The sequence below is a fragment of the Microbacterium sp. SA156 genome (assembly GCF_049065455.1).
GTDB lineage: Bacteria > Actinomycetota > Actinomycetes > Actinomycetales > Microbacteriaceae > Microbacterium > Microbacterium barkeri.
The window spans coordinates 184,755-205,214 of record NZ_JBAKGU010000002.1 but is presented as its reverse complement, the minus strand read 5'-3'; the positions used below and the strand labels follow the sequence as shown (position 1 = coordinate 205,214).

At 69.6% G+C, this 20,460-nt stretch carries 20 protein-coding genes; 5 read left to right on the top strand and 15 right to left on the bottom strand.

Features of this window, described 5'->3' with window-relative positions; genetic code table 11:
• Positions 1 to 32 precede the first annotated feature (32 nt).
• From ACOWU6_RS03105 to ACOWU6_RS03095, 3 genes are all read right to left on the bottom strand, one after another.
• Positions 33 to 701, bottom strand: coding sequence for a response regulator (locus tag ACOWU6_RS03105; protein ID WP_421074680.1), 669 nt, complete (start codon positions 699 to 701; stop codon positions 33 to 35).
• On the bottom strand, positions 698 to 1,870 hold the full coding sequence (locus ACOWU6_RS03100) for a sensor histidine kinase (RefSeq protein ID WP_421074679.1): 1,173 nt from the start codon (positions 1,868 to 1,870) through the stop codon (positions 698 to 700). The genes ACOWU6_RS03105 and ACOWU6_RS03100 overlap by 4 nt, the downstream gene beginning before the upstream one ends.
• 495 nt (positions 1,871 to 2,365) lie before the next feature.
• Positions 2,366 to 3,502 (bottom strand): epoxide hydrolase family protein, encoded by a 1,137-nt coding sequence (locus tag ACOWU6_RS03095; protein WP_421074678.1) that lies wholly within the window; start codon positions 3,500 to 3,502, stop codon positions 2,366 to 2,368.
• Between the two features lie 62 nt (positions 3,503 to 3,564).
• On the opposite strand from ACOWU6_RS03095, the gene ACOWU6_RS03090 reads away from it, so the two are divergent.
• Entirely contained in the window at positions 3,565 to 4,527 is a 963-nt protein-coding gene (locus ACOWU6_RS03090) for a helix-turn-helix transcriptional regulator (protein WP_421074677.1), read from the top strand.
• A gap of 342 nt (positions 4,528 to 4,869) precedes the next feature.
• On the opposite strand, the gene ACOWU6_RS03085 is transcribed toward ACOWU6_RS03090, so the two are convergent.
• Both ACOWU6_RS03085 and ACOWU6_RS03080 read right to left on the bottom strand, forming a co-directional pair.
• Entirely contained in the window at positions 4,870 to 5,202 is a 333-nt protein-coding gene (locus tag ACOWU6_RS03085) for a hypothetical protein (protein ID WP_271174472.1), read from the bottom strand.
• A gap of 92 nt (positions 5,203 to 5,294) precedes the next feature.
• Entirely contained in the window at positions 5,295 to 5,927 is a 633-nt protein-coding gene (locus ACOWU6_RS03080) for a VanZ family protein (RefSeq protein WP_421074676.1), read from the bottom strand.
• A 135-nt stretch (positions 5,928 to 6,062) separates the two neighbouring features.
• On the opposite strand from ACOWU6_RS03080, the gene ACOWU6_RS03075 reads away from it, so the two are divergent.
• Both ACOWU6_RS03075 and ACOWU6_RS03070 read left to right on the top strand, forming a co-directional pair.
• Positions 6,063 to 6,890, top strand: a complete 828-nt coding sequence (locus ACOWU6_RS03075) for an alpha/beta fold hydrolase (protein ID WP_421074675.1) — start codon at positions 6,063 to 6,065, stop codon at positions 6,888 to 6,890.
• Positions 6,890 to 7,333 (top strand): GbsR/MarR family transcriptional regulator, encoded by a 444-nt coding sequence (locus ACOWU6_RS03070; protein WP_421074674.1) that lies wholly within the window; start codon positions 6,890 to 6,892, stop codon positions 7,331 to 7,333. Before ACOWU6_RS03075 ends, ACOWU6_RS03070 begins: the two co-directional genes overlap by 1 nt.
• Here ACOWU6_RS03070 and ACOWU6_RS03065 read toward each other — a convergent pair.
• Both ACOWU6_RS03065 and ACOWU6_RS03060 read right to left on the bottom strand, forming a co-directional pair.
• A complete protein-coding gene (locus ACOWU6_RS03065) occupies positions 7,330 to 8,166 on the bottom strand; it encodes an aldo/keto reductase (RefSeq protein WP_421074673.1) in 837 nt (278 codons plus the stop codon). The two genes, ACOWU6_RS03070 and ACOWU6_RS03065, sit on opposite strands and share 4 nt — an antisense overlap.
• 49 nt (positions 8,167 to 8,215) lie before the next feature.
• The gene (locus ACOWU6_RS03060) at positions 8,216 to 9,349 is read right to left on the bottom strand and encodes an epoxide hydrolase family protein (RefSeq protein WP_421074672.1); all 1,134 of its coding nucleotides are present in this window, start codon (positions 9,347 to 9,349) and stop codon (positions 8,216 to 8,218) included.
• Positions 9,350 to 9,416: 67 nt separating this feature from the next.
• Here ACOWU6_RS03060 and ACOWU6_RS03055 point away from each other — a divergent pair, with 67 nt between their 5' ends.
• Positions 9,417 to 10,382, top strand: a complete 966-nt coding sequence (locus tag ACOWU6_RS03055; RefSeq protein WP_421074671.1) for a helix-turn-helix transcriptional regulator — start codon at positions 9,417 to 9,419, stop codon at positions 10,380 to 10,382.
• 96 nt (positions 10,383 to 10,478) lie between these two features.
• On the opposite strand, the gene tuf is transcribed toward ACOWU6_RS03055, so the two are convergent.
• From tuf to ACOWU6_RS03030, 5 genes are all read right to left on the bottom strand, one after another.
• Positions 10,479 to 11,672: an elongation factor Tu gene (gene tuf / locus ACOWU6_RS03050; protein ID WP_271174467.1), complete on the bottom strand. Its 1,194-nt coding sequence runs from the start codon at positions 11,670 to 11,672 to the stop codon at positions 10,479 to 10,481.
• Positions 11,673 to 11,832: 160 nt separating this feature from the next.
• Positions 11,833 to 13,947: an elongation factor G gene (fusA, locus tag ACOWU6_RS03045; RefSeq protein ID WP_282980231.1), complete on the bottom strand. Its 2,115-nt coding sequence runs from the start codon at positions 13,945 to 13,947 to the stop codon at positions 11,833 to 11,835.
• 92 nt (positions 13,948 to 14,039) lie between these two features.
• Positions 14,040 to 14,510, bottom strand: a complete 471-nt coding sequence (gene rpsG, locus ACOWU6_RS03040) for a 30S ribosomal protein S7 (RefSeq protein ID WP_271174465.1) — start codon at positions 14,508 to 14,510, stop codon at positions 14,040 to 14,042.
• Between the two features lie 5 nt (positions 14,511 to 14,515).
• Positions 14,516 to 14,884, bottom strand: a complete 369-nt coding sequence (gene rpsL / locus ACOWU6_RS03035; RefSeq protein ID WP_018171438.1) for a 30S ribosomal protein S12 — start codon at positions 14,882 to 14,884, stop codon at positions 14,516 to 14,518.
• Between the two features lie 299 nt (positions 14,885 to 15,183).
• Entirely contained in the window at positions 15,184 to 17,301 is a 2,118-nt protein-coding gene (locus ACOWU6_RS03030; RefSeq protein ID WP_421074670.1) for a hypothetical protein, read from the bottom strand.
• A gap of 174 nt (positions 17,302 to 17,475) precedes the next feature.
• Between ACOWU6_RS03030 and ACOWU6_RS03025 the strand changes: the two genes are divergently transcribed.
• Entirely contained in the window at positions 17,476 to 17,865 is a 390-nt protein-coding gene (locus tag ACOWU6_RS03025) for an META domain-containing protein (protein ID WP_271174463.1), read from the top strand.
• A 77-nt stretch (positions 17,866 to 17,942) separates the two neighbouring features.
• Here ACOWU6_RS03025 and ACOWU6_RS03020 read toward each other — a convergent pair whose 3' ends face one another.
• From ACOWU6_RS03020 to ACOWU6_RS03010, 3 genes are read right to left on the bottom strand one after another with little or no spacing between them, the layout of a single operon-like run.
• Positions 17,943 to 18,614: a spermidine/putrescine ABC transporter substrate-binding protein gene (locus ACOWU6_RS03020; protein WP_282980224.1), complete on the bottom strand. Its 672-nt coding sequence runs from the start codon at positions 18,612 to 18,614 to the stop codon at positions 17,943 to 17,945.
• Between the two features lie 45 nt (positions 18,615 to 18,659).
• Entirely contained in the window at positions 18,660 to 19,145 is a 486-nt protein-coding gene (locus tag ACOWU6_RS03015) for a hypothetical protein (RefSeq protein WP_271174461.1), read from the bottom strand.
• Positions 19,142 to 20,398: an ABC transporter gene (locus tag ACOWU6_RS03010; protein ID WP_421074669.1), complete on the bottom strand. Its 1,257-nt coding sequence runs from the start codon at positions 20,396 to 20,398 to the stop codon at positions 19,142 to 19,144. Before ACOWU6_RS03010 ends, ACOWU6_RS03015 begins: the two co-directional genes overlap by 4 nt.
• Positions 20,399 to 20,460 lie beyond the last annotated feature (62 nt).

Below are 20,460 nucleotides of genomic sequence, written 5' to 3'. Positions count from 1 at the left end.
TGCCGCGCTTCGCCCGCGAGAGCGGGAGCGGATCACCCGCGCGGGTGAGGCTGAGCGCCCGGCTCGACAACGCCCTGCTCGTACGCCCAGATGACGACCTGGATCCGATCGGCGAGGCCGAGCTTCGCGAGGATCGCCTTCACGTGAGTCTTGACCGTGTTGCCCGTGAGGTACAGCGCCCGCCCGATCTCGTCGTTCGACGCGCCCCGCACCAGCAGCAGCGCGACCTCGCGCTCGCGCGGGCTGAGCACGGCAAGCGGGTCGCCGCCTGCCTGAACCGCCTGCCTCCGCACGTGCTGCAGCAGGAGCGCCGTGGCCCGCGGCGCCATGACGGCATCACCCGCGGCCACCCGCACGATCGCGTCGACGAGCGCGTCGGGCCGCGCGTCCTTCGTGAGGAACCCGCTCGCTCCCGCGCGGATGGCGCCGAACACGTACTCGTCGACGTCGAACGTCGTCAGCACGAGCACGCGCGTCGACGGCCTGACCCGCCGCACCTCCTCGGTCGCGCGGATCCCGTCCATCCCGGGCATCCGCACATCCATCAGCACCACGTCGACGTCGTGCGCGCGCACGTACTCGACCGCGGCCGCGCCATCCGCCACTCCCCCGACGATCTCGAGGCGCGCGTCCGCGCCGAGGACGGTCGTGAGCGCGTCGCGCAGGAGCTCCTGATCGTCGGCGAGCAGCACCCGGATCATGCGCCCTGCTCCACCGGCATCGTCACCTGCACCGTCCATCCCGCTCCCCTGCGCACCTCGAGCGCGCCGCCCGCCTGGCGCACGCGCTCGGCCATCCCGATGAGTCCCGTGCCGCCGCCCGGATCGTCGCGCGGGCCGGAGCCGCCGTCATCCGCGACCGTGAGGCGCACATCCTGTTGTCCCCATGCGAGCTCGACGCGCACCTCGACCGGCGGGCGCACGTGGCGCACGGCGTTGGTGATCGCCTCCTGCGCGGCGCGGTACAGCGCGAGCTGGGCGTCGGGCGCGAGCGGGCGCGGATGCCCGGTCTCGATGAACGAGAGGCGGTGATCGGATGATCCCGCGCCGGCCACGAGAGCGGCGAGCGACGCGAGATCCGGCGCGGGCGCGGTCTCGTCGAGCGCGCTCCGCCCGGCATCCGCCTCGTCGAGCACGCGGAGCATCCCCCGCAGCCCCTGCATCGCCGAGCGCCCGGTGTCGGCCACGCGGGCGAGGGCATCCGCCGCGCGCGGCTCGCTCGTGAGCACGCGCGCCGCCTCGGCCTGGGCGATCATGACCGTGAGCGAGTGCGACACGACGTCGTGCAGGTCGCGCCCGATCCGCGCGCGCTCGGCGGCGAGAGCTTCCCGCACCTGCTGCCGCTCGCGCTCGGCCATCGCGATGCGGCGTCGCCGTGCCGATCTTCCGAGCGCCCACGCGGCGCTCGCGACCGCGGCGAGCGCGATGACCTCGAAGGCGATGAGCGCCGGGTCGACCTGCCGCGTCGAGACCACGTCGACGCTCGTGATGACGAACGCGCCGACGATGCCGACGACCAGCGCCGCGACGGCCGTCGCGCGCCCCTGGGTCGACGCGACCTGCCACTCGAGCAGGAGGAACGCCACCGCCGACGGCACAAGGGCGGCGCTCGACGTTCCGGCGTCGGCCGTGAGGGCGAGTGCGAGCATCACCGCGGCTCCGACCGCGAACGCCGCCCGCGGCAGCCACGGCGATGCGAAGGCGGCCGCGTGCAGCACGATAGCGAGCGCGCCGATCCACGTCGCCCACGCCCCGCCCTGCACGGGCGCGACGAGCTGCACGAGCATCGCGATCGTCATCGGCAGGGCGATCGCGCACAGGAGCGCCGCCGCGACGAGCGGCCCACGACGGTCGGCGTCGGTTGCGGTCACGGCTCCATCGTGCCGCGCCCCGGCGCCGCCGCGCCTCCCCCGCGCGGGTGAGGGCGGCGGGGGTGGGGTGATGAGTGCCGCTTCGGGATGTGGAGCGGGTGGGTGCCCACTCCCCGGGCGTTGAGCGAGCGAAGCGAGTCGAAACGCTGCCGAACCCGAAGAACCGTCACCACGTTTCGTCTCGGTCGCTGGCGCTCCCTCGCTCAACGACCGGGGAAGAGCAATCGCTCAGGTCGCAAAAACCGGCCGCTAACCGGCGTTTTGGGACCGAAACTGCGACCCGAACAGCCCAGCCCACACTCAGGTCGCAGAAACCGTCCCCCAACCGTCGTTTAGGGGCGGAAACTGCGACCCGAACACCCGACCCAACTGCCCAGGTCGCAAAAACCGTCCCCCAACCGGCGTTTAGGGGCGGAAACTGCGACCTGAACAGCCAGGGGCGGCCGAGCAACCCCCGGTAACGGCCGAGGAACCCCAGCGGCGGCCGAGGAACCCTCAGGCGAGCCCGTGGAGGAAGCCCCGCAGGTCCGCGGCGAGCAGCTCCGGCGCATCCATCGCAGGGAAGTGACCTCCCTCAGTGAAGTCGCTCCAGTGCTCGATGCGGTTCACCGGATCCATCGTGCGGCGCAGCAGCGGGTGCGTGTCGAACGCCGCCCAGGCCGAGGGCACCGGGCCGCCCATGAGCGGCATCACCCCCGAATGCGCGCCCTCGTAGTAGAACTGCGCACTCGATGCGCCGCTGCGGGTGAACCAGTACAGGCTCACGTCGGCGAGGAGCTGGTCGCGATCCACCACCGGCGCGCCGTACCCGTCGCCCGACCGCACCTTGAACTTCTCCCCGATCCACGCGAGGAGCCCCACGGGCGAGTCGGTCAGCGCCGCACCGATCGTGTCGGGGCGGTGGTTGTGCATCTCGAGGTAGCCCCGCTCCGCAGCGCTCGCCGCCAGGATCGCGTCGAGCTCGGCCGCCTCGGCCTCCGACAGCCCGTCGGGTCGCGGGAAGACCGCACCCACGAGCCCGAGTACCGCTCGATCGATGCCGAGGTGCATGCCGATCACGCGCTCGGGGTAGACCGCGGCGAGACGGCCGGCGACGCCGGAGCCGATGTCGGTGCCGTGGACCGCGAACCGCTCGTAGCCGAGCCTCGTCATGATCTCGGCGAAGGCATCCGTCGTCCGCGCGAGCTCCCATCCGGTGCCCGCGAGCGGAGTCGAGAAGCCGAACCCGGGCGGCGAGGCGATCACGAGGTGGAAGTCGTCGGCGAGCATCGGGATGATCCGCTCGTACTCGATGAACGAGCCGGGCCATCCGTGATTCAGGAGCAGCGGCGTGGCGGCGGGGTCGGACGACCGCACGTGCACGACGTGGAAGGTCTGGCCGTCGACGACGGTCGTCAGCTGCTCGAGTTCGTTGAGCCGGGCCTCCTGCGCACGCCAGTCGAACCCGTCGCGCCAGTACTCCGCGAGCTCGCGGAGGTACGGGAGAGGGATGCCCCGGCTGAAGTCATGCGGGTCGTCGCGACCGGGCACCGGGTGCGGCCAGCGCGTGCGCGTGATCCGGTCGCGGAGATCGTCGAGGTCGGCCTGCGGGATGTCGATGCGGAAGGGCGTGAGAGCTGTGCTTTCGGTCATGACGTCGACGCTTCCAGGCAATGCGGACGATGAGCTTCCGCGATTCGGAGGATGATCGAACCATGCTGGAGACCTCGGCCCGCCTGCTCGAGCTGCTCTCACTCCTTCAGGCGCGACACGACTGGACGAGCTCGGCGCTCTCGGAGCGCCTCGGCGTGAGCACGCGGACCGTGCGCGCCGACATCGGCCGCCTGCGCGCGCTCGGCTATCCGGTCGACGCGCGCCCGGGCGTCTCGGGCGGGTACCGCCTCGCCGCCGGCACGGCGATGCCGCCGCTCCTCCTCGACGACGACGAGGCGGTCGCCGTCGCGCTCGGGCTCGGCGCGATCGCGACCCGAGGCGTCGGCGTCGAGGAGACATCCCTCACCGCCCTCGCGAAGCTCGAGCAGGTGCTGCCTTCGCACCTGCGCCGGCGCGTCGAGGCCGTGCGCGCGGCGACGAGCGCCGTGCCCGATCCGGGCGGCCCGGTCGAGCTCCCCGTGCTCGGCGCAGTCGCGGCGGCCATCCGCAGCCATGAGCGGCTGCGCTTCGGATACACGACGCATGACGGCCGCACCGAGCCGCGCCACGTCGAGCCGCAGCGGCTCGTGAACTGGGGGCCGCTCTGGTACCTGCTCGCGTGGGATCTCGCTCGCGACGACTGGCGCATCTTCCGCGTCGATCGGATGGTGCCGCACACGCCGACGGGCGCGCGGTTCCGACCGCGGGTCATCCCCGAGGAGGAGGTCGTGAACTTCGTCGTGCGCCGCGTCGCGCGGTCGACCTGGACGTACCGCGCACGCGTGATCGTGCATGCACCGGCCGCCGAGGTCGCCGCGCGGATCCCCATCCCGATCGAGATCGAGGAGCTCGACGAGAGCACGTGCCGCTTGGAACTCGGCTCGAACGACCCCGACCGGCTCGCGCTCTCACTGACGCAGCTCGGCGCGGACATCGAGGTACTCGAAGGCGACGAGGTCGTCGCGGCGCTCGAACGGCTCGCCGCGCGCCTCCAGCGGGCGGCGGGCGGCGCTTCCGGTCGTTGAGCGAGGGAAGCGAGACGAAACGGGGTGAGCTGTGGAGGAACTGTCACCGCGTTTCGACTCGGTCGCTGGCGCTCCCTCGCTCAACGACCGGGGAGAGGGCGCTCGCGCTCCTCGCTCAACGACCGGAGAGAGGGCGCTCGCGCTCCTCGCTCAACGACCGGAGAGAGTGCGCTCGCGCTCCCTCGCTCGACGACCGGGACGAGCGCCTCCTGAGCCCGCACCATCCGGACATGCGAAACGGGCCGAACGTCCCCCGGCGTTCGGCCCGTCTCCTCTCGGTCATATTCGCTGCGCGTCATCCCCTGTGCCCGGCTCCCCCACCGGATGCAGGTGCCTGCCCCTTCAGGCGGCGCGCGGCAGATCCCGGCGTCGTGCAGACGCCGACTCGGCCATGAGCTCGGTCACGTCGAGCCCACGGTTCGAGTTCGCCGCCTCGACGAGCTGCACGAGCAGCTCCCGGTCGAGTCGACCATCCGTCTCCTCGTCGAGGACGATGCGGATCGGGATCGCGGAGTTGACCCACATCGTCTCGCGCGAGCCATCCGCCGCGCGGCACGTGAGGGAGAACGACTCCCCGCGCCGCAGCTTGGTGATCACGACGGCCTGGACGTGCGCGAGGAGCCGGTCCTCGATCTCGATCGCCTGGTCGCTCGTGCCGTAGAAGATCCTGCCCATGACGTGCCCCCTCGTTCGTCGACCTGTGAGCGTCTGCCCACACTTCGGAGGTTACTAGACATGGAAGCGATTAGCCAAGTTAACTTTTCGTTTCAGAACGGGAGCCGCTCGGTCGGAGCGTCCTGGGGGTCGCGCCATGCGGGCTGCTGCTCGAAGATCCGCGTCGCCGGGTCGGGCTCCCGCTGAGTCGCGCGCTGCTGCGGAAGCGGATGCTGCCGGGCGCGGATGATCTCCGCGTCGCGCTCCCAGATGGCACGCGCGATGATGCGCCGGTCGCGCGCATAGATCATGGCGCGCATCGTCATCGCGAAGAGGAGGCCGATGTAGCCGCCGGTCGTGTTCGCGAAGACGTCGAGGATGCTCGAGACGCGCGATTCGAGGGCCGTCGCCTGCGTGAACTCGATGAAACCGGAGTAGCCGGGCACGAGGAACAGCGCGAGCCACCATCCGCGCCGCGGCAGCGCGAGACCGAGGAAGAAGCCGAGAGGCACGAACATGCCGATGTTCGCCGTGAACTCGAGCTCGTCGAAGCCGAACGACTCGGGCACGCCGAAGCGGTACAGCACGTTCAGCACACGGTCGGCGATGCCGCCGAACTCGAGGTCGCTCGGGTTCGGCCAGAGCGTGACGAGAGCCACGAAGCCCGCGTAGACGAGAAGAAGGAGCGTGGCGACCCACAGGCGAGCGCGGCTGCGGGGCGGCTTCGGTCCGAGGACGTCGGTCATGCGGTGCCTCCTCTGGAGCAGATGATGCCCTCGACGATAGGCGGTGTCACCTGGCAATCATCGGTGCCTCGGGTAACGGTTGGGTGACCGGGGTGGGTGGCCGCGTCGTGTCCGATGGGTTATTTTCAGAAAGTGGTGAATTTGACGAAGCGGCTCGCGAGCCGGGACGCGCAGATCGCGTACGAGGACGCCGGCAGCGGCGAGCACGCTGTCGTCTTCCTGCACGGAGCGGGCCTCGACCACACGATGTTCGACGACCAGGCCGGCGCGCTGATCGAGCGCGGCTTCCGCGTCGTTGTCTGCGATCTGCGCGGGCACGGAGAGTCCGCGATGAAGGCCGGCACGCGCTTCTCCGCGCAGGACGCGCTGCGGGATCTCGACGCTCTTCTCTCGGCCTGCGGTCATCCGTCGCCGGTGCTCGTGGGGCATTCGCTCGGCGGCAACCTCGCTCAGGCCTTCACGCGCGCGCACCCCGATCGCGTGAGCGGTCTGATCGTGCTCGGGTCGACGTGGAACACCGGCCCTCTGTCCGCGATGGAGCGGCTCGGCCTCCGGCTCGCCGCGCCTGCGCTCGCGGCGATGCCGGCGCGGACCATGGCGCGCCTGATGGCCCGTGCGTCGGCCGTGCGGCCGGAGGCGGCGACCCGAGCCGAGTCGGTGTTCGCGCGGATGCCCAAGAGCGTCTTCCTCGATGTCTGGCGGGCGACGACCTCGTTCGTGGAGCCGGATCCCGCCTACCTCTCCCCCGTGCCGCTCGCCCTCGTGCGCGGCGCGGAGGATCGAACGGGGAACATCGCGTCGGCGATGGCGCGGTGGGCGGCGGCCGAGGGCGTGCGCGAACGGGTCATCCCCGGCGCCGGGCATATCCTCACCTGGGATGCGCCCGCGGAGACGTCTCGCACGCTGTGCGAGATCCTCGACGAGTGGCGTGCCGCGGAGCCCGGCCGCGCAGGGCGCCGCTGATGAGCGCGGACCGCGAGCAGTTCATCGACGCGATGGGCGCCAGACTCGCCGCGTGGAACCTCCCTCGCGCAACCGGCCGGGTCTACGGCTATCTCCTGCTCCAAGATGAGCCTTCCCGCGCGGAGGAGCTGCGCGCCGAGCTCTCGCTCAGTGCCGGAGCCGTGAGCACCGCCGTCCGCGAGCTCGTGGCGTGGGGGCTCGCCCGCACCATCCCCCAGCCCGGCAGCCGGCGCCTCCTCATCGAGGCGACGGGCGGATTCGAGAGCCTGCTCGCGGCGAGCCATGAGCGCGCACGCGCGTTCATCCGCACGCTGCAGGCCGCCGAGAGCCTCACCGAGACGCCCGAGACCGCAGACCGACTGCGCGACGTGACCGAGCTGTTCACGTCGTACGTCGAGGCGGGCGAGCACGTGCTGCGCGCACGAGCTCGCCGCGCGACCTAGAACTCCTCGTACTCGGCGGGATCCTGGTCGGCGAGTCGGCCATCCGCGTGCCCGAGCGCCGTGATCGCCGCAATGTCGTCCTCGTCGAGCTCCACCTCGAGCGCGCCGAGGTTCTCGAGCTGCCGCTCGTCGCTCGCCGCCTTCGGAATCGGGATCGACACCCGCGCGATCGCCCATGCGAGCACCGTCTGGCCGGGTGTCGCGCCGTGCTTGCGCGCGATGTCGACGATGACCTCGTTCTCGAGGAGGTCGTTGCCGCGCCCGAGCGGACTCCAGGCCTCGGTGAGGATGCCGTGCTCCGCATCGAACCGCAGCAGCTCCTCCTGCGGGAAGTACGGGTGCATCTCGATCTGGTTCACCTCGGGTAGCACGCCGGTCTCGCGCTCGAGCCGCTCCAGGTGCTCGGGCAGGAAGTTGCACACCCCGATCGCCTTCACGAGCCCGCGCTCGCGCGCCTCGATGAGCGCCTCCCACGCCTCGACGTACCGGTCGGTCTTCGGGTTGGGCCAGTGGATGAGATAGAGGTCGAGATCGCCGAGGCCCGACCGGAACACGCTCTCCTCGATCGTCTCCAGCGCCTCGTCGTACGCGTGATGCCGACCCGGGAGCTTCGACGTGACGATGACCTCGTCGCGGTCGATCCCGGCTCGCCGCACCCCCGCGCCGACCGTGCCCTCGTTCTCGTAGTTGAAGGCGGAGTCGATGAGCCGGTAGCCCTTCTCGATCGCGCGCGCGACGCCATCCGCGCCATCCGATCCCTTGAGGCGGTAGGTTCCGAATCCGAGGACGGGCAGCTCGAGCCCGCCGTGTGCAGTCCAGGTGGGGATGGTCATGCGTCTTTCCTAGACGGCGACGGCGGATGGCGCGAGCGGCTTGACACCGTCAGCGGAGGCTGCGGAAGAACGTGCGGACGTCGGCGGCGAGCAGGTCAGGGCGCTCGAGAGCGGCGAAATGACCGCCTTCATCGAAGCGGCTCCAGTGCACGATGTTCGCGTTGTCGCGCTCGGCGAAGACGCGGATGGTCTGGAAATCGTCCGCGAAGACCGCGACGCCCGTCGGAGCCTCGTTCACGCGCGGCTCCGACTCGGCGCGGGCGTTCTCGAGATAGCTGCGCCCCATGCCCGACGCCGCGTTCGCGAACCAGGCCACGCTCACCTCGAGGATGATCTGCTCGAGCGTCACGAGCGACGTGCCGTTGCCGAACGAGTTGAAGAGCTCGCTGTAGGCCAGCAGGCCGATCGGCGAGTCGCTCAGGCCGACCGCGACCGTCTGCGGGCGGGAGGCGTTCATCGCGTTGTAGCCGCCGACCGACTGGAACCACTGCATGTGCTCGAGGCCCGCGTAGTCGGCGGGCTCGAGCCGCTCGAACTCAGCGGGGTCGCCCGAGGGGAAGGAGAAGAGCTGGAGCACGTGCAGCCCGAGGAAACCCTCCGGGTTCAGCAGTCCGAGCTCGCGCGCCACGAGGGCGCCGTTGTCGGAGCCGTGGATCCCGTAGCGCTCATACCCGAGCGCGCGCATGAGCCTGTCATAGGCCGCCGCGACCCTCGCGGTCGTCCACCCGGTCGTCGCGAGAGGCTGCGAGAAACCGTAGCCCGGAGCATCCGGGATCACGACGTCGAAGGCGTCATCGACCGCGCCGCCGTGCGCCGTCGGATCGACGAGCCGGTCGATCAGGTCGAGGAAGTCGACCGCAGAGCCGGGATAGGTGTGCGCGAGGAGAAGGGGAGTCGCGTTCTCATGCCGCGAGCGGACGTGCATGAAGTGGATCGTCTGTCCGTCGATCTCGGTCGTGAAATGAGGGAAGGCGTTGAGCCGCTCCTCCGCCGCACGCCAGTCGAACGCGGTCCAGGCGTCGAGGGCCTCGCAGAGGTAGGAGTTCGGCGTGCCCGCCTCCCAGTCGTCGACCGGTGCGGGCTGCGGGAGGCGAGTGCGCGCGAGACGAGCGCGGAGATCATCGATCTCGGCGTCGGACACGGAGACGGAGAAGGGGCGGATGGCGAGTGTCGCGTTGTTCATGTCTCCGACGGTAGGAGCGCAATAGGTTGGATCCGTTCCTGATGGACGCACCTGTTACGGAGGCATCGTGGCCGACCCCACCGCTCGCCTGCTCTCACTGCTGGCGCTTCTCCAGGCGTCACCCGAGCGGTCGGGGCGCGAGCTCGCCGAACGGCTCGGCGTCACGGTCCGAACCGTCCGCAACGACATCGAGCGCCTGCGCGACCTTGGCTACCCCGTCGATGCGACGCGCGGGTCGACGGGCGCGTACCGGCTCGGGCCGGGCGGCAGTCTCCCTCCCCTGCTGCTCGACGACGACGAGGCCGTCGCCGTCGCCGTCGGCCTCAGCGCGGCGAAGGGCATCTCCGGCGTCGAGGAGGCGGGCGCCCGCGCTCTCGCGAAGCTCGAGCAGGTGCTCCCCTCGCGGCTGCGACCGGCGGTCGACGCCCTGACCACGAGCATCGATCACGGCCCAGAGAACACCGGCACCGATGCACCCGACCCCGAAGTCCGGCCATCCGATCTCCGCGCGATCGCGCAGGCCATCCGTGACCGCGAGTGGCTGCGCTTCGACCTCGACGACGAGCCCCGCGTCGTCGAGCCCTACCGCCTGCTCAGCTGGCAGCGACGCTGGCACCTCGTCGCGCGAGACCCGCGCGACGGCACGTGGACCACATACCGCGTCGACCGCATGGCACTGCGGATGCCGACGCGTCGCCGCTTCGAGGCTCAGCCGCTCCCTGGCGGCGACTACACGGCGTTCGCGATGCGGACGATCGCCTCAGCGGGATGGAACGTGCACGCGCGGCTGCGGATCGATTCACCGGCGGACGACGTCCTGGCGCGCATCAACCCTGCCGTCGGCGTCGTCGAGCCGCTCGACGAGCACCGATGCGTGCTCGTCACGGGAGCGGACAGCCTCGACACGGTGGCCGTGTACATCGGGATGCTCATGATGGACTTCACCGTCGAGTCCCCGCCCGAGCTCATCCCCCGCCTGCAGGCACTGTCCGAGCGCTATGCGCGGGCCGTGGCGGGCTCGCCTTCTGCCTGAGTTCGCGCCGCCGGCTCTCGTCCGACCAACCCCGGACACACGAAAGCGGGGCCGCCCCGAAGGGCGACCCCGCTGACGAAGCAGGTTCGGAAGAACTTACTTGATGATCTTGGTCACCGTGCCGGCGCCGACGGTGCGGCCACCCTCACGGATCGCGAAGCCGAGGCCCTCTTCCATGGCGATGGGCTGGATGAGCTCCACCGTCATGTCCGTGGTGTCGCCGGGCATGACCATCTCGGTGCCCTCAGGCAGCGTGATGACGCCGGTGACGTCCGTGGTGCGGAAGTAGAACTGCGGGCGGTAGTTCGTGTAGAAGGGGTTGTGACGGCCACCCTCGTCCTTCGAGAGGATGTACGCGGTGCCCTCGAAGTTGGTGTGAGGGGTGACCGAGCCCGGCTTCACGACGACCTGGCCGCGCTCGACGTCCTCGCGCTTGAGGCCACGGAGGAGAAGACCGCAGTTCTCGCCGGCCCACGCCTCGTCGAGCTGCTTGTGGAACATCTCGATACCCGTGACCGTGGTCTTCTGCGTCGGGCGGATGCCGACGATCTCGACCTCGGAGTTGATGGCGAGCGTGCCACGCTCGGCGCGGCCCGTGACGACGGTGCCACGACCGGTGATCGTGAAGACGTCCTCGATGGGCATGAGGAACGGCTTGTCCTTGTCACGCACCGGGTCGGGGATGGACTCGTCGACGGCCTCCATGAGGTCGAGGATCGACTGCGTCCACTTCTCGTCGCCCTCGAGAGCCTTGAGGCCCGAGACGCGGACGACGGGAGCGTTGTCGCCGTCGAAGTCCTGCGACGAGAGGAGCTCGCGAACCTCGAGCTCGACGAGCTCCAGGATCTCCTCGTCGTCGACCATGTCGGCCTTGTTCAGCGCGACGAGCAGGTAGGGAACGCCGACCTGCTTGGCGAGCAGAACGTGCTCACGGGTCTGAGCCATGGGACCGTCGGTCGCGGCGACCACGAGGATCGCGCCGTCCATCTGGGCGGCACCGGTGATCATGTTCTTGATGTAGTCGGCGTGACCCGGGGCGTCGACGTGAGCGTAGTGACGCTTCGGCGTCTCGTACTCGACGTGCGAGATGTTGATCGTGATGCCGCGCTGGCGCTCCTCAGGAGCGGAGTCGATCGACGAGAAGTCGCGCTGCACGTTGGTCGCCGACGGGAACTTGTCAGCGAGCACCTTCGAGATCGCCGCGGTGAGCGTCGTCTTGCCGTGGTCGACGTGACCGATCGTTCCGATGTTCACGTGCGGCTTGGTGCGCTCGAACTTGGCCTTAGCCACTGGGTCCTCCTCAGGACGGTCGTGCAGAGATCACGGTCGCCGGATTGCGACCGGGCCTCTACGGGGATGTTTCACAGTCTAGTAGAGACTCGTTATGAAGTTTTGAGGTGCCGGGGCCGGCCACGCAGCCGGCCCCGGCGAGCCATGAGGCTCGGGCGAATTACTCGCCCTTGCCCTTCTGGATGATCTCGTCGGCGACAGCCTTCGGGACCTCGGCGTAGCTGTCGAACTCCATCGAGTAGACAGCGCGGCCCGACGTCTTCGAACGCAGGTCGCCGATGTAGCCGAACATGCTCGAGAGCGGGACGAGGGCCTTGACGACCTTCACACCCTGAGCGTCCTCCATCGACTGGACCTGGCCACGACGCGAGTTCAGGTCGCCGATGACGTCGCCCATGTACTCCTCGGGCGTACGGACCTCGACGGCCATGAGCGGCTCGAGGATGACCGGGTTCGCCTTGCGGACGGCCTCCTTGAAGCCCATCGAACCGGCGATCTTGAACGCCATCTCCGAGGAGTCGACGTCGTGCGATGCGCCGTCAACGAGGGTCGCCTTCACGCCGACCATCGGGTAGCCGGCGAGCACGCCGGTGTTCATCGCGTCCTGGAAGCCCTGGTTCGTCGGCTCGATGTACTCGCGCGGGATGCGACCACCGGTGACCTCGTTGACGAACTCGTAGGTCTTGTCGGCGGTCACCTCGAGCGGCTCCAGCTTGAACTGGATCTTCGCGAACTGACCCGAGCCACCGGTCTGCTTCTTGTGCGTGTAGTCGTGACGCTCGACGACCTTGCGGATCGTCTCGCGGTACGCCACCTGCGGCTTGCCGACGTTGGCCTCGACCTTGAACTCGCGCTTCATGCGGTCCACGAGGATGTCGAGGTGCAGCTCGCCCATGCCCTTGACGACGGTCTGACCGGTCTCGGCGTTGTTCTCGACGCGGAACGTCGGGTCCTCTTCCGCGAGCTTCTGGATCGCGAGACCCAGCTTCTCCTGGTCGGCCTTCGTCTTGGGCTCGATCGCGACCTCGATGACCGGCTCCGGGAACGTCATCGACTCGAGGACGACCTGGTTGTTCGGGTCGCTGAGCGTGTCGCCCGTGGTCGTGTCCTTGAGGCCGATGACCGCGTAGATGTGGCCCGCGGTGACCGACTCGACCGGGTTCTCCTTGTTGGCGTGCATCTGGAAGATCTTCCCGATGCGCTCCTTCTTGCCCTTGGTCGAGTTGACGACCTGCGCACCCGACTCGAGGTGACCCGAGTAGACGCGGATGTAGGTCAGACGGCCGAAGAACGGGTGCGAGACGACCTTGAACGCGAGAGCCGCGAAGGGCTCGTCACGGTCGGCGTGACGCTCGATGATCTTCTCTTCGTCCTTCGGGTCGTGGGCCTCGATGGCCGGCACGTCGAGGGGCGAGGGGAGGTAGTCCACGACCGCGTCGAGCATGGGCTGCACGCCGCGGTTCTTGAACGCCGAGCCGCAGAGGACCGGGTAGACCTCGCTGGCGATCGTCATCTTGCGGATGGCGCCCTTGATCTCGTCGACCGTGAGCTCCTCGCCGCCGAAGTACTTCTCGAGCAGCACGTCGTCGCTCTCGGCGACGGTCTCGAGGAGCTTCTCGCGGTACTCGGCAGCCTTGTCGGCGAGGTCGGCGGGGATCTCGCCGATCTCGTACTTGGCGCCCATGGTCACGTCACCCTTGGCGTCGCCGGGCCACGTGAGTGCGCGCATGTTGACGAGGTCGACGACGCCGACGAAGTCGTTCTCGGCACCGATGGGTAGCTGCAGCACGAGCGGCTTCGCCTTCAGGCGGTTGATGATCGTGTCGACCGTGAAGTAGAAGTCCGCGCCCAGCTTGTCCATCTTGTTGACGAAGCAGATGCGGGGGACGTTGTACTTGTCGGCCTGACGCCACACCGTCTCGGACTGGGGCTCGACGCCCTCCTTGCCGTCGAACACGGCGACCGCGCCGTCGAGGACGCGGAGCGAGCGCTCCACCTCGACGGTGAAGTCGACGTGACCGGGGGTGTCGATGATGTTGATCTGGTTCTTGTCCCAGAAGCACGTCACAGCGGCGGAGGTGATGGTGATACCACGCTCCTGCTCCTGCTCCATCCAGTCGGTGGTCGCGCCACCGTCGTGGGTCTCGCCGATCTTGTGGTTGACGCCCGTGTAGAACAGGATGCGCTCGGTCGTCGTGGTCTTACCGGCATCGATGTGCGCCATGATGCCGATGTTGCGGACCTTCTTGAGGTCGGTGAGCACGTCTTGTGCCACTTGCGTTCTTCCTTACGTGTGGAGAGGGAATGAAGCAGGAAGCCGGCCCCGGATGCCCCGGGGAGCGATCCGGGACCGGCTCGGGGCGCTTCCTACCAGCGGTAGTGCGCGAAGGCGCGGTTCGACTCGGCCATCTTGTGGGTGTCCTCGCGGCGCTTGACCGCGGCACCGAGGCCGTTCGACGCGTCGAGGATCTCGTTCATGAGACGCTCGGTCATCGTCTTCTCGCGGCGACCCTTCGCGTAGCTCACGAGCCAGCGCAGAGCGAGCGTGTTGGCACGGTGAGGCTTGACCTCGACCGGAACCTGGTACGTCGAGCCGCCGACGCGGCGGCTGCGGACCTCGAGCGTCGGGCGCACGTTGTCGAGCGCCTTCTTCAGCGTGGCGACAGCGTCCTGGCCGTTCTTCGCGGCCACACCCTCGAGAGCGGTGTAGACGATGTGCTCGGCGATGGACTTCTTGCCGTCGACGAGGATCTTGTTGACCAGCTGCGTGACGATCGGGGCGCCGTAGACCGGGTCGTTGACGACGGGGCGCTTGGGGGCCGGACCCTTACGAGGCATCTAACTCAACCCTTCTTCGCGCCGTAGCGGCTGCGCGCCTGCTTACGGTTCTTGACGGCCTGGGTGTCGAGCGCACCGCGGACGATCTTGTAGCGCACACCGGGGAGGTCCTTCACACGACCACCGCGGACGAGCACGAGCGAGTGCTCCTGAAGGTTGTGACCCTCACCGGGGATGTAGGCGGTGACCTCGGTGCCGTTGCGCAGCTTCACACGGGCGACCTTGCGCATCGCCGAGTTCGGCTTCTTGGGCGTGGTCGTGTAGACGCGGGTGCAGACACCCGCCTGCTGCGGGTTCGCCTTCAGCGCCGGAGCCTTGGTCTTCGAGACCTTCGGCGAACGGCCCTTGCGAACCAACTGCTGAATAGTTGGCACGTTTCTCCTTGTTCGTTGCTGCACGGTGACAGCGCGTGATGTTTCACGAAAACCCACCCCCACGCCGAAAGAGCGAGAGACTTCTGGTGGATATGCCGTGGGGGTGACCTGTTCGCAGGCCCATCCCGATCGTGGGCACGCACGCAGACGCGTGTACGCACACCCGTCCCATGATACGGGTCGCGCGACACGCGGTCAAACGGCGGTCGGATGGCCGCGGCACGGTCCGTGGTACCGCACGCACGAAGAAGGGGCGCCCCGTACGGGACGCCCCTTCTGCGCTATGCGCTAACTCGTGATCAGCGCTCCGAGTTCAGCTGGCGCCGACGCGCGATGAGGAGGACACCGCCGGCGACGACCGCGAGGCCGAGGCCCATGGCGATCGGGGCCGTGGCGTTGAACTCCGCGCCCGTGGGAGCGAGCTTGCCGTCCTTCTCCTGCTCGGGCTTCTGGGGCTGCTGCGGGTCCTGGGGAGCCGGGGTCGGGCTCTCCTCACCCTGCGGCTGCTCAGGCTGCTGCGGCTCCTGCGGAGCGGCCGTCACCGTGATGGTGATCACGGCGTCGGTGCTGGCCACGCCATCGACGATCTGGCGAGCGGCGAGCTTGTGCTCGCCGACCGGCAGCTGCTCGATCTTGATCGACCACACGTTGGCGTCGACCGTGCCCGTGCCGACGACCTTGTCGCCCACGCGGAGCTCGACCGTGGCGCCGTTCGTGCCGGTGCCGGTGATCGTCGTCGGAACCTGGCCCTCGACGTACGAGCCGCCGTCGACCGGGTTGATGAACTCCGGCGCCGCGGGAGCAGCCGCGCCGACCGTGAAGGTCACCGTCGTGCGGTCCGAGGTCTTGCCGTTGATCGTCTGCTGCGCGCTGACGGTGTACTCGCGGCGGTCGGCGAGGTCGACGCTGTGCGACCAGTTGCCGTCGGCGTCCGACGTGACCTTGGCGTTGACGTCACCCGAGAGCGTGACCTCGGTGTTCGGCGCGGCGTTGCCCGTGATCTTCGTCACCGGGTCGGTGTAGGTCTTGCCGTTCTCGGGCGAGGTGATGCCGGGAGCCGTCGGGAAGACCTGCACGTCGATCGACGTGACGTCGGAGGTGTTGAAGCCGCTCGTCGAGCGGGCGTAGATCGTGTAGTCGCCGGGGGTCGCGGGGCCGGTGAGCTTCCAGTTGCCCTCGCCGTCGGCCTTCGTCTTCGCGCTGTTCTCCCAGGACGCCTTCGCGCCCTGCTTCACGAACGCGTACTCGACCTCGGAGTTCGCACCCGCCGTGCCCGAGAGCTCGGCGTTCCACGAGACGTTCGCGCCGTCCTTGACCGAGGTGACCTTCGCCTCGGGCAGGTCGAGCTTGACCGTGTAGCCGGCCGCGGCCTCGAGGCCCGTCTTGAGGTCGGCGCCCCACATGTGCGGCTCGCCGTTGAACTCGAACGTGGCCGTCACGACGCCCACCGCGGTGCTGCCCTGGAGGATGGTGCCACCCGAGTCGCCCGGGATGACCTCGGTCGCGGCCGAGAAGCCCTTGACCAGGCGGCCGTCGACCTCGATGTAGCCCTCGTAGTCGACGTAGGGGTTGATCTGGTCGGTGTCGACGACGCCCGACGAGTAGCCCGTCGTGCGGCCCGAGCGCTGAACCGTCTGGCCCACCTCGGCCGTGCCGACGCCCGTGATGTTCGACGCGAGCGATGCCGACAGGTCGTCGGTGTTCGTCCAGTCCGTCATCGCGGCGATGAGGTCGAGGTCGGCGTTCGTGACGTCGATCGCGGCGATGTCGGTCGCGTTGCCGGGCTCACCGGCGGTGTTGCCCGAGCCGCCGAACTGGTTGAAGCCGACCTGGCCGACCTCGTGCGTCGGCGTGACCGTCGAGAGGTCCTCCGCGCCGCCACCGGCCGTGTCGCCCTTGGGGTCGGTGAGGTACACGTTGTTGTAGGCGCCATCGCCCGTGCAGTGGCCGGCGGTGAGCACGGCGGGCTTGCCGTCGGGCGTCCACGCGGGGAAGCCGACCGAGCAGACGCCGCCGCTGCCGGAGTTGTCGAACAGGCCGATGCCGTAGCCGCCGACGACGTCGGTCGCGGCGGTCGGCTTGGCGAGCTCGTCCTCGGTGACCGGGACGATCTTCACGTTCTCGTACGCGCCGGCGATCTCCGCAGCCGCGGCGGACGCGTCGATCTTGGCCGAAGCGGAGCCCGCGGTCTCCTCGAGGCGCTGCACGACGACATTGCCCGCGCCGTCGTGGAGGACGCCCGTGACGGCCTCGTCCTTGAACAGGTCGTGCGCGAGCGCCTCGAAGGCCTCTCCCTCGGTCGGCGCGACCGCGCCCTCGGCGGCGGTCGCCGACGTCGCGGCGACACCGCCGAACGCCAGCGCCGATGCGACGCCCAGCGCTCCCAGACGCGCGACGCGCGTAATTGAAGACTTCAAACCCAGTCCCCCAGATCTCGTTTGTGCGAACTTCTCGGAACAGGGGTCCAGGCCTGGTTCGGCCCACAGCCCCCGGAAGCTTGGGTCTCTCGGGAGAGACACAGCGAACCCAGAGTATCCGCACACCTACTATGAAACGCAAGTCCACATTCGCCGACATGAACGGGGGACGACATGGTCAGGAAGCGGATCACGGCCGCAGCGGCGATGATGCTCGCGGGATTCGCGCTCGCCGGCTGCGCGTCGAACGCGACCAGCGGAGAAGGGGTGGAAGACGTGAACTCGGTTGTCGGAACCTGGCAGAGCAGCGAGGAGAACGAGCCGTACCTGACCTTCTCGGAGGACGGGAAATTCCAGGGAAACGACGGGTGCAACGGCATCGGCGGCCGCTACGAGCAGGACGGCGACACCGTCACCGTGACGTTCGCCGCGAGCACGCTGAAGGGCTGCCCCGGGGTCGACACGTGGCTCTCGAAGGTCAAGACGATCACGGTCGGAGAGACCACTCTCGAGGTCTTCGACAAGACCGGCGAGCCGCTCGGATCGCTCGCTCGCGAGAGCTGATTCGACGATTTCGATGGGCACAACTGCCCATCGGAATGGACACATCCCCGTCTCCTCGGAGGCGGGGATGTCGCGTTTCAGGGGGTCTTGCCCGGCCCGGAGAGGAAGTCGTCGGGGCCGAACGGCGTGTCGAGGGAGCGCGTCAGCTCGGCCAGCATGGCCTCGACCTGAGGCTCGACGAACTCCACGATCGCGGCCTGGATCCGCAGTCGGTGTCCCAGGAGCAGCGAGCAGATCTCCCGCCCGACGAGGTTCGCATACTCGTCAGCCAGGCCGACCTCGCGGCGGAGAGCCTCCTTGGCCTCGTCGGAGAGCGGCGGCAGGCTCGGCACCTCGGCGTCTGCCTCGCTCGCGAGCCCCTCGATTGTGAAGAGGAACGGGGCGCCCGGCACGGGATCCGGGTCGAGCGGCAGCCCCTCGTACTCGGGGGCGAGGTCCTCCCCCGGACGATACGAGCGCGCCTGATTCCGCGCCGCCTGCTGGTCGAGCTCGAGCTGGAGAAGCGGCAGGTTCCGGGCGGTGTACTCGGCGACCGCGAGGTCGACGATCTTCTTCATGCGGGTCGAGAGGCCGTGCTGGACGCCGTGCGGGACATCCGATCCGACCCCCGCGGCGGAGAGCACGGGCGAGCCGAAGCAGCGGCGGCAGGGCGCGGATCGACCGCGGTGCGTCGCCGGCTGCCAGCGCGGCAGCCAGCGGAGCCAGGCATCCACCGCCTGCGCCACCTGCGAGTCGAGCGCGCGCTCCATGATCACAGGGTATGACGCCCGGGCTCTCGCGGTGCGGACTCTCGGCTACTCGTCGTCATCGTGGCGCTCCCACGGCCAGAGAGGGCGCCGCGCGCGCGTGCGCCGCACGGCGATCGCGCCCCAGGCCGCGACCGCCGCGGCGCCCGCGATGACCGGCACCGGCCATCCGATCGTCACGTCGGCGACCGCGGCCGTCGCCGACGCGATCCCCGCGCCGAACGCGAGCGCGAGCAGCCAGAGCGCCGCGCCGTAGGCCGCGGCGGACGCGAACAGCACCCCGATCACGCGGACGAAGCTCGGATGAGGGATGCGCAGCGCGGGCCACAGCGCGAGGCCGAACACCGCGATGCTCACGACGACCGCGAGAGCGGCCGGGACGATCCCGATGCCCGGGGTCTCGATGACATCGCTGCCCGTGAGGAGGCTGCCGAAGCCCAGCCCGCAGACGACGAGCGCGCCGTCGGCAGCGACAGCGAAGGCGAGGAGCGTCCCTGCGGGAAGCCCCTCGCCTTCGCGAAGAGGTGCGGTCACTGCGAGAGCTGCGGACCTGCCTCGAGCGTGCGCTCGTACTCGGCCTGAGCCTCGGCGTTCTGCGCCGTGACCTTGGCGCCGCGGCGGGCGGCCCAGGCTCCGAACCAGATCGTGATCTCGCGGCCGAGGATGAACGCGACGATCGCGACCGGCGACAGCAGGCTCTCGGCGACGAGCTCCGACCCCTGCGACGGCGTGAGCATCCAGAACGGCGCCTGGAACAGCTGGCCGAGGAGGTGCCCGCCGTAGGAGATCACGCCCACGAGGAGGCCGAAGATGACCCACTTGCCCCAGCGGGCGCGGTTCACGAGGGCCCCGAGCAGCCAGAAGCCGAGCCAGAACACGACCACGGGAACCCAGAACTCGAAGCTCGTGAGAAGCGCGACGGCGGGCTCGGCGATGGTCGAGAGCTCCGCCTCGCCGGCGAGCAGGCGCCAGCCGAGGGTCGCGGCGAAGTAGAGGATGGCGAAGACGATCGCGGCGACGAGGCCGATGAGGCCGGCCGCGCCGCGGTTGCCGCGGACCTTCGGCGGCTCGGGCGCCTGCACGAAGATCGGCTGGGGTGCGACCGGGGCAGCCGTCGTCTGCGGCTCGACCACGGGCTCGGATGCCGTGACGGCCGGCTCCGAGGCCGAGAACGTCTCGGTCTTGGCCGGCTCGAACCACGGGTCGTTCCGCTTGTCCTGCGCGTCGGCGGCACCCGCGGCTGCGACGCCCGCGACCGTGGGCCCTGCGGCGCCCGGCGCGGAGAAGGAGTCGCTCGCGTCCGCGTTGCGGCGCTCGAACTCCTCGAGCTCGGCGGCCAGGGCCGCGTAGTCGGGCTCGCCGTCGTGGTCGTTGTCGACCGGCGGGATGTGCGTGGACGCGGCTGCATCGGCGGGAGTGTCCGCGACGGGCGCATCGGCGGCCGTCGCGTCGTCCTCGGGAGCGGCCGGCACGTGGGGCTCGTCCGAGGACGCCGCCGGGATGGCCGCGTCGGCAGGGCCTGCCTCGGAGTCGTCCGCCGGGGCCTCGCTCGACGCGGGCGCCGCGGGGGCGGGCTCCGCGGACTCCGTGAAGGTGCCCGCGACGCGCTCGTCCGAGTTCGCCACCTCAGCGCTCTCCGCGCCCTGGCCATCCGCGGGCGACCACGCCTCGGCGGCGCGGGCGTCGTCGTTCTCGGGCACAGCGGTCTCGGGCGCGTCGGCGGGTGCCGACTCCTCGATGGGATCGCCGTTGCGCGGTCCGCCGTTCGAACCCTGGGCGTCGCTCATCAGAAGCACTCCTCACGACGGGGACTCTCCCCTGCCCGCGAGAATACCTACGCGGCGCGGCG